General features: G+C 68.0%; 12 protein-coding genes. 6 read left to right on the forward strand and 6 right to left on the reverse strand.

Annotated features, from left to right (window positions below; all coding sequences use genetic code 11):
• The first annotated feature begins 50 nt into the window (after window positions 1-50).
• Entirely contained in the window at window positions 51-689 is a 639-nt protein-coding gene (locus A5789_RS13645; RefSeq protein ID WP_082940694.1) for a TetR/AcrR family transcriptional regulator, read from the forward strand.
• Between the two features lie 77 nt (window positions 690-766).
• On the opposite strand, the gene A5789_RS13650 is transcribed toward A5789_RS13645, so the two are convergent.
• The 3 genes from A5789_RS13650 to A5789_RS13660 form a co-directional block, all read right to left on the reverse strand.
• Window positions 767-1687, reverse strand: a complete 921-nt coding sequence (locus tag A5789_RS13650) for an SDR family oxidoreductase (RefSeq protein WP_082857226.1) — start codon at window positions 1685-1687, stop codon at window positions 767-769.
• Window positions 1688-1802: 115 nt separating this feature from the next.
• Window positions 1803-4463 carry an excinuclease ABC subunit UvrA gene (locus tag A5789_RS13655; protein WP_193615520.1) on the reverse strand — a complete coding sequence of 887 codons (2661 nt, stop codon included), beginning with the start codon at window positions 4461-4463 and terminating at the stop codon, window positions 1803-1805.
• 201 nt (window positions 4464-4664) lie between these two features.
• Window positions 4665-5372 carry a hypothetical protein gene (locus A5789_RS13660; RefSeq protein ID WP_063016193.1) on the reverse strand — a complete coding sequence of 236 codons (708 nt, stop codon included), beginning with the start codon at window positions 5370-5372 and terminating at the stop codon, window positions 4665-4667.
• Between the two features lie 336 nt (window positions 5373-5708).
• Here A5789_RS13660 and A5789_RS13665 point away from each other — a divergent pair, with 336 nt between their 5' ends.
• The 4 genes from A5789_RS13665 (at window position 5709) to A5789_RS13680 (ending at window position 8511) form a co-directional block, all read left to right on the forward strand.
• Complete coding sequence (locus A5789_RS13665) at window positions 5709-6338, forward strand: TetR/AcrR family transcriptional regulator (RefSeq protein ID WP_063016191.1); 630 nt, start codon at window positions 5709-5711, stop codon at window positions 6336-6338.
• The gene (locus A5789_RS13670) at window positions 6335-7204 is read left to right on the forward strand and encodes a fructosamine kinase family protein (RefSeq protein WP_082940695.1); all 870 of its coding nucleotides are present in this window, start codon (window positions 6335-6337) and stop codon (window positions 7202-7204) included. The genes A5789_RS13665 and A5789_RS13670 overlap by 4 nt, the downstream gene beginning before the upstream one ends.
• Window positions 7205-7388: 184 nt before the next feature.
• On the forward strand, window positions 7389-7775 hold the full coding sequence (locus A5789_RS13675; RefSeq protein ID WP_064904973.1) for a VOC family protein: 387 nt from the start codon (window positions 7389-7391) through the stop codon (window positions 7773-7775).
• A gap of 244 nt (window positions 7776-8019) precedes the next feature.
• Entirely contained in the window at window positions 8020-8511 is a 492-nt protein-coding gene (locus A5789_RS13680; protein WP_064904968.1) for a peptidylprolyl isomerase, read from the forward strand.
• Window positions 8512-8610: 99 nt separating this feature from the next.
• Here A5789_RS13680 and A5789_RS13685 read toward each other — a convergent pair whose 3' ends face one another.
• Window positions 8611-9330: an SDR family oxidoreductase gene (locus A5789_RS13685; RefSeq protein WP_064904967.1), complete on the reverse strand. Its 720-nt coding sequence runs from the start codon at window positions 9328-9330 to the stop codon at window positions 8611-8613.
• A gap of 101 nt (window positions 9331-9431) precedes the next feature.
• Here A5789_RS13685 and A5789_RS13690 point away from each other — a divergent pair, with 101 nt between their 5' ends.
• The gene (locus A5789_RS13690; RefSeq protein ID WP_064904965.1) at window positions 9432-10304 is read left to right on the forward strand and encodes a helix-turn-helix domain-containing protein; all 873 of its coding nucleotides are present in this window, start codon (window positions 9432-9434) and stop codon (window positions 10302-10304) included.
• Here the strand turns inward: A5789_RS13690 and A5789_RS13695 are convergent.
• On the reverse strand, window positions 10242-10952 hold the full coding sequence (locus A5789_RS13695) for a metal-dependent hydrolase (RefSeq protein ID WP_063016183.1): 711 nt from the start codon (window positions 10950-10952) through the stop codon (window positions 10242-10244). The two genes, A5789_RS13690 and A5789_RS13695, sit on opposite strands and share 63 nt — an antisense overlap.
• A 42-nt stretch (window positions 10953-10994) precedes the next feature.
• Entirely contained in the window at window positions 10995-13262 is a 2268-nt protein-coding gene (locus A5789_RS13700) for a serine/threonine-protein kinase (RefSeq protein WP_064927252.1), read from the reverse strand.
• Window positions 13263-13472: the final 210 nt, after the last annotated feature.

Genomic DNA, 13472 nt, shown 5'->3' on the forward strand with positions numbered 1-13472 from the left:
GGTGATTCAGTTCACACCTGTCAATGCCCCGAATTCGATAGGAAGCGACCGTGCCGGACCGAACACGAGGAGAACGCGCTCGCGCGGCGGTGATCGACGCGGCGATCACGCTGCTGACGACCGGCGGATACACAGCCCTGACCACCCGTGCCGTGCAGGAGACCAGCGGGCTGTCTCGCGGATCGATGCTGCACCAGTTCCGGACCCGGGAGGATCTGCTGGCCGCGACGGTCGAGGAACTCGTCGCCCGGCGCGCCGCGCGGGCCGAGGAGATGATCGCGAAGTTTCGCGCCGAACCGCCCGGGGATCGCTTGACCGCCGCCATCGTCGCGGTGCGAGAACTGTTCTCGGGCCCCGATTTTCTGGCCGAGATGGAGTTGTGGGCGGCGGCCCGCACCAATCCCACGCTGCACGAGACCCTGGTTCCGGTCGTGGAGCGCATCGGCGGCCGGCTGCGTGAGCAACTGGCCGAATTGTTCGGCGCTGAATTGGCCGCCCATCCCGACTATCCCAAGGTGTCGATGCTGACGGTCGAGGTCGCCCGCGGCCTGGCATTCAGCGCCCCTATTCGCCGCGGCCACGGCGACCCGATACTGCTCGAGTACTGGTGCGCCGCTGCCGCCACCATGCTCGGCCGCCCCGCTCCCGGCACCCCGCATCGCGATCACGATTACCGGGTTGTCGTCTGAAATGTGCGGCGCCCGAAGTGGCCGAGGGGGTCGAACCTGTTGTGCCGCCAAATGTTTCGAGATTCGCCGGCGAGTAGTTATCCGAAGAGTCGGCGATGGTCGCGAACGAACTGCTCGAAGCTTCTCGGCGCGTCACCGGTCAGGTCGGTAACGGTCGACAGCACCGAATCGGCTCCGCCGTCGCCGTAGACGGTGCTCACCCGGACCAAGGCTTCTGCCATGAATGCCGGAACGCCGGCGGCGAGCAGGCCGTCACGTGCTTCCGTCGCGGTCAGTGCGTGGTATCGCACGGGCTTGCGCAGAACATCCGAGAAGACGTCGGCCACCTCGTCGTAGGTGAGAGCGCGGGGACCGGTGAGGGCATAGATCCGGCCGTCGTGGCCGCCGGTGGTGAGGACATGTGCGGCGACACCGGCAACGTCACGGGCGTCGACGTAGCTGATGGGCGCCGAACCTCCCGGGCGTGCGATCACTCCGTGCTCGGCGATCGACGCCGCCATCTGCGCGAAGTTCTGCATGAAGAAGTTCGGCCGCAAGAAGGTCCACCGCAATCCGGAGCGTTCGATGGCCTCCTCCACCGGCCGATGCAGGTCGGCGAGGGGAGTGAGGCGTTCGTCGGCCCGCCACAAAGACACCTTGACGACCCGTTCGACGCCGGCTCTGTACGCCTCTTCGACCAGGGCGAGTTCGTCCCGAGTCTGCGTCGCGGTAGTGGCGGTGACCAGGAAGAGGGTGCCGACGCCCGCCATCGCGGCGGGCAGGGTGGCAGGGCGCGTGTAGTCGACGGTGACCGCGTCGTGGCCCGATTCCCTCATCGCGGCGGTGCGTGCGGGATCCCGGTAGGCCGCGCGAACGGGTGCACCCGCCGCGAGCAACGCGGCCACCACGCCCGAGCCGATTCTGCCCGATGCGCCCGTGATCAGCACCGGACGGCCGGATTGCGGCGATAAGGCCGGAAACGGCGCCGAGGGCTCTGTTCCGGTGCGGGGTTGGTTCACATGCCGGACGTTACCGAGAGCCACCGACAAGAATCCGAACGCAGACAGTGACTTTCACCTGGTTCGGCCGAGACCGCAGTCACGCTGATCGGCTCGTCCGCAGTCCCGACCGGTGTCAGCGCAGCGCCGCCGCGAGGTAGGGAGCGGTTGCGCTGTGCGGATCGGTGGCCGCCTCGGCCGGGGTGCCGGTGGTGACGACGCGACCGCCCTCGTTGCCGGCGCCGGGGCCGAGGTCGATGACATGGTCGGCCTGGACCACCACACGCATGTCCAGTTCGGCGACCACGACCGTATTGCCCGCGTCCACCAGTTTCTGCAGGTGCAGCATCAGCCGGTCGGTATCGGCCGGATGTAATCCCGAGGTGGGTTCGTCTAGGAGGTACAGGGCGTCGCCGCGATGTGCGCGCTGCAGTTCGGTGGCGAGTTTGACCCGTTGGGCCTCGCCACCGGACAGTTCGGTCGCCGGCTGCCCCAGCCGGAGGTAGCCCAGTCCGACGTCGTCCAATACGGTCAGTGAGCGGAGGATGTCGGTGTCACCCTCGAAGAACGCCCGCGCCTCGTCGACGCTCATCTCGAGAACCTCGGCGATATTGCGGCCGTGCCAAGTGATTTCGAGTGTGCTCGCTTGATAGCGGGTGCCGTGGCAGTCCGGGCACGGAGTGTAAACGCTGGGCAGGAAGAGCAATTCGACCATCACCCAGCCTTCGCCCTCACAGGTGGGGCACCGCCCGGAGGCGACGTTGAACGAGAATCGGCCCGCGTTGTAGCGTCGGCGCCGCGCCTTCGGTGTGGCGGCGAAACGGCGGCGGATGTGGTCGAACATTCCGGTGTAGGTGGCGACGTTCGATCGGGGAGTGCGCCCGATCGGCTTCTGATCGATGCACACCACCCGGCGAAGATCGCCGACTCCGCCGACGATCGTGCCGTCGACGGCCTGCGAGTCGTCCGACAGCAGCAGATCGTCTCCGGTGTCGTCGGCGGGCGCGCCGACCGGGTGCCCCAGGTACTCACCTATGAGAGCCGGTAGCGCCTGACTGACCAGGCTCGACTTCCCGGAGCCGGACACGCCTGTGACAGCGGTCAGGCACTGCAGCGGAAACGACACCGACGCGTCGCGTAAATTGTTGCGGCGCACCTTCTTCAGTCGCACCCATTCCTCCGCGCGCCGCGGCGGCCGGGGTGCGGGCCGTTCGTGACCGAACAGGTAGCGCCGGGTCGCGGATTCGCCGACCTCGGCCAAGCCTTCGGGCGGTCCGCTGTGCAGAATCCGGCCGCCGTTCTCGCCGGCGCCGGGCCCGAGATCGATCAGCCAGTCGGCGGCGCGAACGATGTCGAGTGAATGCTCGACGACGAAAACGCTGTTGCCGCGCCGCTTCAGACCCTCCAGGATGACCAGCAGGGCGTCGCGGTCGCGCGGGTGCAGCCCTGCCGACGGTTCGTCGAGGACGTACACGACTCCGAAGAGCTGTGAGGACAGTTGCGTCGCCAGGCGGACGCGCTGCAATTCGCCGGACGACAGGGTCGGTGTGCTGCGGTCCAAAGACAGATAGCCCAGGCCCAGGTCGGTGACGGGCCGCAACCGTTCCAGCAGTTCGGCGACCAAACGCTGTGCGGCAGCGCGCTTTTCGACCGACATGTTCGGCGTGCTGCGCACGTCCGGGGCTGCATCGTGTGCCGAACCTCCGGCCGCGACACGCTTGTCGACCGCCGCTCGGCGGGTCGTCTCGTCGAGTACGGCGTCGGAGCCGGTTCCGGTCGGGTGCCAGTTCTCGGCGAGGACCGACGACAACAGTTCGGCCAGGCGGCCCAGGGGAAGGGCGGAGAATTCGGCGATGTCGAGCCCTTCGAACGTCACCGACAGGGCTTCCGGTTTGAGCAGTTTGCCGTCGCAGGTGGGGCACACCGCACTGCTGATGAACCGGGACACCCGCTTCTTCACCGAGGCGCTCTTGGTGTTCGCGAAGGTGTCGAGGACATACCGGCGCGCGCCGGTGAACGTGCCCTGGTAGCTGGGCTCCATCTGCTGTTTCAGCGCGCGCCGCGTCTGTGCCGGAGTGAAGCCCGCGTACACCGGCACCGTGGGGTGCTCGTCGGTGTAGAGGATCCAGTCGCGGTCCTTCTTCGCCAGATCTCGCCACGGCCGGTCGACGTCGTATCCGAGCGAGACCAGGATGTCGCGGAGGTTCTGACCGTGCCACGCCGGTGGCCAGGAGGCGATGGCTCGTTCCCGGATCGTCAGCGACGGATCGGGCACCATCAGCTTCTCGGGCACCTCGTACACGCGGCCGATTCCGTGACAGGTGGGACACGCTCCTTGAACGGTGTTCGGCGAGAAGTCCTCGGCGTAGAGCATCGGTTGCTTCGCGGGGTAGTTGCCGGCTCGTGAATACAGCATGCGGACCAGGCTGGACAACGTCGTCACACTGCCGACGGAGGAGCGGGCGCTACCGCCGGCGCGGTGTTGCTGCAGAGCGACCGCCGGCGGCATCCCCTCGATCGAATCGACGTCGGGTACGCCCACCTGATCGATGAGGCGGCGCGCGTACGGAGCCACCGACTCCAGATACCGGCGCTGGGACTCCGCGAACAACGTGCCGAAAGCCAGCGACGATTTCCCCGACCCCGAGACGCCGGTGAATACCACCAGCGCGTCACGGGGAATGTCGACATCGACGTCGGCGAGATTGTGCTCTCGTGCGCCACGCACCTGGACGCAGTCGGGAACGGCGATGGGCGGGTCCCCAACGGGCGCTGGCTTCGCGGGAGAACCTGCCATAACACCTGGCCTCACGTTGACGGGATCGATCCCGTGCCGAAGAGTGCATCGATCTGTGCCGGATACCCGCGTCCGGCTGCTTTTATCCTGCAACTCGCCCGCACCGAAGTGTAAATGGAAACACCCTCGGTAATGACGACGGTGCCCTCACAGCAAACGCTGTGAGGGCACCGTCGCGTAGTCCGGCAGCGGATTTACTTGTTACTTGCTCGGCGCCGGCTTGAACGGGGCGTTGATGGTGGCGAAGTACTGGATCGCGGCGCCGATGGCGACCGGGGCGGTGATGAAGATCTGTCCGGCGAGCACGCCCAGGAAGCCGACGGCGGCGGCGCCGGCGACACATCCGCCGAGCGGGCCGAGGCCGAACAGGGTGGCCAGCGCACCGGTGGCGACGAGGCCGATGGCAGCGCCCGCGACGCAGCCGATGACCGCGCCACCGATGGCACCGGTGAGGGCACCGATGGTGGCACCGGTGCCGATGGTGTCCTTCAGCCGGTTGAACGCGGCGGTCTCGCGGTCGTAGGGGGTCTTCCAGGGAGCGGAGTCCTCGAAGGGCAGGGCGACCGGCTTGTAGACCGCGTGCTGCAGATCCAGCTGAGGGGTCAGGGTGGCGGTGTTGCCGGAGATGTCGGCGGCGATCGGGAACTCGAAGTCGTTGACCCGGAAGTTCAGCGGGGTGCCGGCGAGTACGGTGCCGTTGGCGGCCTTGATCTTCAGCATGCCGTCTTCGTTGACGATCGAGCCACTGTCGGTCTTGATGACCGCTTTGCTGTCGTCGACGACGCTGGCCTTGTAGTGGACGCTTTCGGGCGCGGCGGGGGCGGCGGGGTCTGCGTTCGCGGTACCGGCCGCGACGCCGACGGCGGCGACCAGCATGGCGGCGGTCGCGGCGAATTTCCTCATCATCATTTTTGCGGAACCTCGAGACAGAGTGGTTCAGGGACGAAGGAATCACAGACCAGGCCAGCTAACGGATAGTGAACGCCCGGAGTTCATTCATTCAGTTCCTGTTCACCACGTTCGCCCGGCTGTCGGCAGGACAACTGAAACCTTCAGTGCGAGTGATGCTTTCTTGCGAGGCTCGCAATGGAGCGAAACTAGGCTGAACTGCCGTTTGTGGCTGTTATCACAGACTTTTCCCAGGATGACGCCCACATCTTTCGGCGATTTCCTCCGGTGGTCACCTGCGTTGTCTCGTGACTCGAGCGACAATGTGCCCATGGCCGTCCCCGACGAACCCACGACATGGCGTCGCTGACCCGCCCCGGCTCGCGGTCTCGTGAGCGCGACGAACGGCGCGATGCGGTCGAGCGGCGGGTGCTCTCCGCTGTGGACCGGCTGCTGGATACCGGCGTCACCTACACCGAACTTCCGGTGGCCCGGATCGCAGCCGAGGCCGACATCGCCCGCTCCACCTTCTATCGCTATTTCCCCGACAAGAGCCGGCTGCTGATCCGGATGGCCGACCTCGCCACCGACGATCAGTTCCGGACGGCCGAACTGTGGTGGGCCGCAGACCATCTCGACGGAGAGGCGGGGGTCGTCACGGCCATGCGGCTGATGATCGCGGGCACCCGGGCACACCATCGCGTCCTGCGCGCGCTCACCGAGGTGGCGGGCTACGACCGCGATGTGGGCCGCTACTGGCAGGAGCGGGTCCAGCGCTTCACCGAAATCGTCCGCGGGCGGCTGGACCGGGAGCGCGCGGCGGGCCGGATTTCCGCCGATCTGGAGGTCGAGGCCACCGCCATCGCCCTGACCTGCATGGTCGAGCGTGCCATCGACTTCACCTTCGCGGCCGGGAATCCGGTGGACGACGAACAGTTGGCCCGAGCGCTGGGGCGGGCGATCTGGCAGACGGTCTACGGCTCGTGAGCGAGTTGTCGACACATCTGGAGTCCTTGCTGGGCGTACCGGTGGTGTCCGAGCGCACCGCCGGACGCGGGCATGCCTGGACCTTGTATCGCGTGCGGCTCGCCGACGGCCGCGATGCCTTCGTGAAAAGTGCTGTGGGCGAACCGGGTTCGACCGCGGACCATGCCTTGACCGCTGAGGCCGCGGGCCTGCGCTGGTTGCGCGAGGCCGACGCCGCGGACCTGATCCCGCAGGTATTGGCCGCCGACGAGCGCACTCTGGTCTTGCCGTGGTTGAGTTCGGTGACGCCCAGCCGTGCTGCCGCAGAGCAGTTCGGTGCAGCGCTTGCCGAACTGCACGCGCACACCGTCGACCGGTACGGCGCGCCATGGGCGGGCTGTATCGCCACGGTTCCGCAGGACAACGCGATGGTCGCGGGGGAGTGGGGGCCCTGGTACGCCCGGTATCGACTGCGACCGCTGTTGTCCGCCGCCGCATCCGTTCTGGGACGCGACGGAACTCGGCTCGTCGAGCGGGTGATCGGCGGGATCGGCGATCTGGCCGGCCCAGCGGAGCCGCCGTGCCGCATTCACGGCGATCTGTGGTCGGGCAATGTGCTGTGGACCGAGCGCGGTGTGCGGCTCATCGACCCGGCCGCCCACGGCGGTCATCGCGAGACGGACCTGGCCATGTTGCGGCTGTTCGGCGCGCCGCATCTCGGCCACATCCTGGGGGCATACCGGGAGCGCTTCCCCCTCGCGCCCGGCGCGGAACAGCGGATCGCACTGCATCAGCTGTATCCGTTGCTGGTGCATGTCGTGCTGTTCGGTGGGGGATACCGGGAACAAGCCATCGCTGCCGCGGAAGAGGCACTGTCCGCACTGTGAAAGCCTGTGCGCGGCAGCCTCTTCCGAGGCGGCCGGTGAGCGGGGCCGGCGTGGTCGGCGGCAACGAACATATTGCTATGGACGTATGCGCATCTACGCATGTAAAGTCGCCATGTCGTATGTCGTCGACACACGCTGCTCACCGTCCACAACCGCAGCCTCGAGGACTGGCTACGGTCGGGCGATGGAGTTGCGGAGGATTCACCACGCGGCGATCATCGCGTCGGACTATCAGAGATCGAAAACGTTCTATACCGAGGTGCTCGGGCTGCGGGTGTTGGCGGAGCACTACCGGGTCGAACGGCGTTCGTGGAAGCTCGATCTCGCACTGCCGGACGGCGCCCAACTGGAGCTCTTCGCGTTCCCGGATCCGCCGACACGGCCGTCGCGGCCCGAGGCGTGCGGGCTGCGTCATCTCGCCTTCGTCGTCGAAGACGTCGCCGCGGGCCTGGCGGAGCTGCGGGGTAGGGGAGTGGTCGTGGAGGAGGTCCGGGTCGACGAATTCACCGGTCGCCGTTTCGGTTTCTTCTTCGACCCGGACGACTTGCCGCTGGAGTTGTACGAGGCCTGAATCCGTTTCCGTCCTTGCGGTCGAATGCCCCGGCGCTCGAGGAGGTGGCGGCCGGCATTGCGGCGCAATAAAACAATATGTGATGGAGATATGCGCATCTAACTATGTATCTCATTGAAGCGCGCCGCAGACTTCCAGCTCACGTAACAGAAACTAAAAACAGCACAAGACGACCGAGGCCTATTCGTACGCCCGAGATGAGGGGTTGTCCGCCGGGTGCAGGCGGCTGCCATACGATGACCGGATGACCACAGTGTTGCTCAACACATCAGCCGGGGACATCACCCTCGAATTGGACGAGACGAAGGCGCCGCAAACGGTCGCGAACTTCTTGGACTACGTCAAGTCCGGCCACTACGACGGGACGATCTTCCACCGTGTGATTCCGGGTTTCATGGTGCAGGGCGGCGGTCTGACCGCCGATATGCAGCAGAAGCCGGCGCCCAACCGGGTGCAGAACGAGGCCAAGAACGGGCTGCGCAACGACAAGTACACCGTCGCGATGGCGCGTACGGCGGATCCGCATTCGGCCAGTGCCCAGTTCTTCATCAACACCGCCGACAACGACTTCCTGAACTACCCGGGTCAGGACGGCTGGGGCTACGCGGTCTTCGGGCGGGTCGTCGACGGTAACGCCGTCGTGGATTCGATCGAGGGTGTCCGCACGGGCTCCAAGGCCGGGCATCAGGATGTGCCGGTCGAGCCGATCACGATCGTTTCGGCTCAGCTGGCCTGATCGGCAGGGCGCGCGCCCCGCATATCCCGTCCGTTCAGCACCGCGGTAGCGGTGCCGATGGCCGGTGGTGCGGGGCGCCGCCATGTGCGGGGTGGTTCGTCAGACCAGCCGGTGTCCGCCTTCGACGTGCAGGACTTCGCCGGTCATGAAGTCGTTGTCGAGGACGGCGTGGAACGCGGCCGCGATATCGGCGGGACGGCCGACGCGGCCGACGGGCAGTCGCGCGGCCATCGCGGTGAGCCGGGCGTGTTTGTCGGGGCCGGCGAAGTCGTCCCAGATCGGGGTGTCGACCCAGCCGGGGGAGACGGCGTTGACCCGGATCGGAGCCAATTCCAGCGCCAGCGCTCGGACCAGGCCCTCCAGAGCGGCATTGGCGGTGGCCACGATCGAGCCGCCGGGTGCGGGACGGTAGGCCGCGATTCCGGAGGTGACGGTGATGGAGTTACGGACGCGATCTGCCGCGTACTTGGCGACCAGCCACGGCCCGAGCACTTTGATGTCGAGGACGGTCCGCGCGTCGCGCGCGGGCAGCTCGGTGAGCGGGCCGTATCCGTGGCGCATGTCGGCGGCGGTGACGACGATGTGATCGACCGCGCCTACGGTGTCGAAAAGTGCTGCGATGGAAGCTTCTTCGGCGATGTCGACGCGCTGTGAGCGGAGCTGGTCAGGATAGCCGAGCCCTGCGGTCGCGGCGGTCAGGCGGTCGGTGTCGCGGGCGGCGATGGTGACTCGATGTCCGGCTGCCAGGAGTCGTTCGGCCAGGGCGAGGCCCATGCCGGAGCTGCCGCCGATGACGAGGGTGTGGGTGGTGTCGGTCATGCATCCACCGTGCGGCGTGGCGAGTGCGGCGGGGAGACCGGCCGTGGCCTGGTCCTGGCGGGGCTACCCCGGCGTGGCTGGGAAGCGGGCACACTGGATGAGTGAGTGATCGTCGTGCCCTGGGAGAGTTCCTGCGTGCGCGCCGCGCGCGGGTGCAGCCGTCGGAGGTGGGTCTGCCGCCGGGCACGCGGCGGCGGCAGACGGCGGGCCTGCGCCGCGAGGAGGTCGCGGCGCTGGCGGGGCTGAGCGTGGACTATTACATCAGGCTGGAACAGGGCCGCGACCGCAATCCGAGCCCGGAAGTGCTGGCGGCGCTGGCCTCGGCGTTGCTGCTGAATGCCGACGAGGCGGCTCATCTGCACCGGGTGGCGCGGCTGGCGGGGGCGCGCTCGGCGGCCACGGCGGCGCCGGTGGAGGTGGCCGGGCGGGGCATGGTGTTGCTGCTCGAATCGGTGCGTCCCACACCGGCTTTCGTCCTGGATCAGGTGAGCAACCTGCTGGCGGCGAATCCGGAGGGTTTGCGGTTGCTGTGGGGTATCGAGCAGTGGGAGCCGAGGCGCCGCAATCTGATTCGGTACGTGTTCACGCATCCGGCGGCGCGGACGGTGTTCGAGGATTGGACGGGGATGGCGCGCGATTGTGTGGCGCATCTGCGGGTGGTGCAGGGCGCGGGATCGCATCCGGTGGAGCTGGCGGCGCTGACGGCCGAATTGTGCGCGGCGACCGCGGATTTCGAGGCGTTGTGGGCGCATTACGATGTGCGGGCCAAGCGCGGTACGCGCCGGATGTTCCGGCATCCGGCGGTGGGCCGGATGGAGTTGACCTCGGAGATTCTGACCGCGGCGGACGGGCAGCGGTTCGTCGCGTTCCAGGCCGAGCCGGGCAGCCCGGACCGCGACGCGGTGACGCTGTTAGGGCTGGTGGGTGATGACGTACCAGAGCGCGGCGAGGGTGCCGAGCACGAACAGTGGTGAGATCACCCAGGTTTCGACCTTGTTGCCGGTGCGGTCGATGATCGGGATGCGGGTGCGGATGTCGAGTGGCCAGAACAGCCGGCAGCCGCGGTCGGTGAGGCAGTCGCCGATGAGGTGGGCGAGGGCCCCGAGGCCGACGGAGAACGGCAGCCAGGCGGGTTTGTCGGAGATCCACTGGTCCATGGCGAAGGTGCCGGCGACGGCGAGTACGGCGATGGTGGCGTAGGAGCGCAGCCCTTCGCCGGGCGGGCAGAGATTCAGCGCGCGGACGGCGAGGGCGAGCAGGAAGAAGACCAGGCCGAGGGTGAACCAGCGGCCGATCCAATGTTCGCCGGCCCAGGTGCCGTAGGTGACGGCCGCGACGAAGGCCAGGGAGTGGGTGGCGTGGCGGTGCCCGCCGGAGACGGTGGAGATGATCTTGCAGGCGGTGTGCGTGATCGGTCCGAGCGCATGCGAGATGGTGCCGCTCGGGTGGTCGGCGTCGGGCAGCAGGGCGGCGCCGGCCGTGAGGAACGTTCCCATCAGCAGGTCGACGGTGCCGAGGTGGCCGATCTGCGCGGCGGGGAAGGTGAGAATCGAAAGTGGTAGCGCGGCAGCGGCTCCCGCCCACGCGAGCGCACCACTGGTCGCATGTGAATGTCCTAGCACCGCCTCGAGATTAGACGATCTTGGTCGGGTGACCGCAGCCGGTCAGGAGTGGGGGTGGGGGTCGAGGATGCGGTCGAGGGCGTTGAGGTCGGATTCGAGTAGGTAGAAGGTGCGCAGGGTGATGAGGAAGGCGAAAAGCCCTCCGACACAGAGCCCGACGATGGGGCCGATGACGGTCTGCTGTTGGTCGGGGGTGAGGAATACGAGGCCGGCGGGGACGCCGATGAGTGGGACGCAGGCGGCGACGCCGAGGTAGATGCGGCTGCGGTGCACCATGCGGCGCAGCATGGCGGCGTCGGCCGGGGTGGTGCCGCCGGCGGCGACCAGGCCCGGGTAGTACCAGCGCAGGACGAAGTAGGTGACGGGGAAGTAGGTGTAGACGACGGCGACGCAGGCGGCGACGAGGTTGCAGGCGATGAGGCTGGTGGTGATGCCGGCGGATACGTCGCCGAGGGTGTGCAGTTTGACGAGGAAGACGCCCAGTGCGGCAAGCCATCCCGCGAAGGTGGCCACGGCGATGCGGTCGCCGCAGGCGAGGGTGTCGGCGCGGGCGCGGGCGAGGGTGGCGGCGTCGAATTGCCTGCCGCGGCGTAATCCGTTGGGTACCACGAACACCGAGCGGCACCAGTACATGAGGGCGGCGATGGCGATCGGGTAGGCGATGGCGATCATGACGATGCCCAGGCGCACCATCTGGTGGGCGGCGTCGGCGCCGAGGGCGTCGCGGATGAGTCGCAGGTTGTGGGAGCCGAGGTAGAGCCCGGCGAGCAGGTGGCCGAGCAGGCTGGAGAGGGTGACGACGGGCATGGGGCGCATGCGCAGGCGGGCGCGCAGGCTGTGGGTGGGCGGGTCGACGAGGTCGCGGGCGGCGCGGTCCTGGCTGAGGTCGAGTTGCTGGGCGAGGTCGGCGCCGGTGGCGTAGCGGTCCGCGGGGTCGGGTGCGAGGCAGGTGAGCAGGGCGTGGCGCAGCAGGGCGGGGGTGTCGGGTGGGAGGTCGGCTTCGAAGTGGTCGGCGATGGGTGTGCGGCGCCGGTCGATCATGGCTTGCAGGGATTCTTCGGTTTCGCCGGCGTCGTGGCCGTCGTCGAAGGGGAGGCGGCCGGTGAGCAGTTCCCACAGGACGACGGCGAGGGCGTAGAGGTCGGCGCGGGTGTCAAGGTCGGCGGCGGTGGTGTCGAGGTTGGGGTGGCAGGCCTCGAGTTGTTCGGGGGCCATGTAGGGCAGGGAGCCGCCGAAGTAGGCGACGGGGTTGGCGCCGGGCAGGTGGCGGCTGAAGCTGATGTTGAAGTCGGCGAGTTTGGGTTGGCCGTCGGCGGTGAGGAGCACGTTGGCGGGTTTGAGGTCGCGGTGCAGGATGCCGCGGTGGTTGGCGTAGTCGAGGGCGGCGGCGAGGCGGCTGCCGAGCCAGGCGACGGTTTCGGGCCAGCTGAGCCGGGCGAGTTCGGATCGGGTGGGCGAGGGCTGGGGTTCGAGGACGCCGCCGGTGGTGGTGGCGTCGATGGCTTCGAGCAGGAGTTTGCCGTCGCGTTGGGCGGGTGGTGTGCGGCGCAGCATGCGCAGGACGCCGAGCAGGGTGCCACCGGGCACGTACTGCATGTACATGAGTTTGAGGCGCTGGTCGGTGATCTGGCGCTGGTCGAAGACGCGCACGATGTGGTCGTGGTCGAGTTGAGCGAGGGTTTGTGGTTCGCTGCCGCGGTCGTGGGAGATCTTGACGGCGACGAGGCGGCCCATGGAGCGTTGGCGGGCGAGGAAGACGCGGGCGAACGCGCCTTGGCCGAGGGGGAGCAGCAGGTCGAAGTCGTCGACGGTCGCGCCGGGGTTGATGGTGTCGAGTGCGTCGAGGGCGGTGGGGTCGGCGAGCATGGTGGTGCGCAGTCCGGGTGCCGAGGGGGGTAGGTCCTCGAATCCTTCGGTGATGCGGGCCATCTGGATGGGGTAGTCCTGTTCGTATTCGCCGAGGTCGACGGCGTGGTGGTCGCGACGGCTGCGGGCGTTGATCTCTTCGTAGACCAGGTCGGGGGGCAGGGGCGCGGCGGCGAGTTCGGGGAATTGTTCGCGGTAGTCGGCCAGTCGCGGTGCGTCGGTGTCGCGTTGCCAGCGTTCGTGCAGATCGACCTTGATGAGTTCGATGAGTGCGGAGCGGCGCAGCGCGGGTTCGGCGGGCAGGTGGGCCGACAGATCGGGGGGTTCGCCGGAGGTTTGCCATTGCTGGGCGAAGCGGGCGACGAGCGACGTCAGCGCGGTCTGCGTTGCGGTGGCGCGGTCGGCACCGGGGTCGGGTGCGGTCGCGCCGAGGTTGTCGGTCATCCCTCGCTCGCTTCGAAATCGGTGGTACCCGGGCCCGGGCCCGAGAATAGGTGAATCCTCCCATGAATTCTGGGGAACGTGCCGATGCCGTTACGTTATACGGGATTTCGTGCCTACCGTACGGTGCTGGGAAGCCGGTCGGCTGCGGCGGGGGAATATCGCCGGGGCCGGGTCGGCGGGCTCGCCGGCCGGGGTGGTCGCGGCGTCGTC

It is taken from the genome of Nocardia sp. 852002-51101_SCH5132738 (assembly GCF_001665695.1).
Taxonomy (GTDB): Bacteria; Actinomycetota; Actinomycetes; order Mycobacteriales; family Mycobacteriaceae; genus Nocardia; species Nocardia nova.

Bases quoted from the DNA above. Each gene is read 5' to 3' on its own strand.
- A5789_RS13655 (WP_193615520.1), bottom strand. From the start codon at position 4,463: ATGGCAGGTTCTCCCGCGAAGCCAGCGCCCGTTGGGGACCCGCCCATC.
- A5789_RS13660 (WP_063016193.1), bottom strand. From the start codon at position 5,372: ATGATGATGAGGAAATTCGCCGCGACCGCCGCCATGCTGGTCGCCGCC.
- A5789_RS13665 (WP_063016191.1), top strand. From the start codon at position 5,709: ATGGCGTCGCTGACCCGCCCCGGCTCGCGGTCTCGTGAGCGCGACGAA.
- A5789_RS13675 (WP_064904973.1), top strand. From the start codon at position 7,389: ATGGAGTTGCGGAGGATTCACCACGCGGCGATCATCGCGTCGGACTAT.
- A5789_RS13680 (WP_064904968.1), top strand. From the start codon at position 8,020: ATGACCACAGTGTTGCTCAACACATCAGCCGGGGACATCACCCTCGAA.
- A5789_RS13685 (WP_064904967.1), bottom strand. From the start codon at position 9,330: ATGACCGACACCACCCACACCCTCGTCATCGGCGGCAGCTCCGGCATG.
- A5789_RS13700 (WP_064927252.1), bottom strand. From the start codon at position 13,262: ATGACCGACAACCTCGGCGCGACCGCACCCGACCCCGGTGCCGACCGC.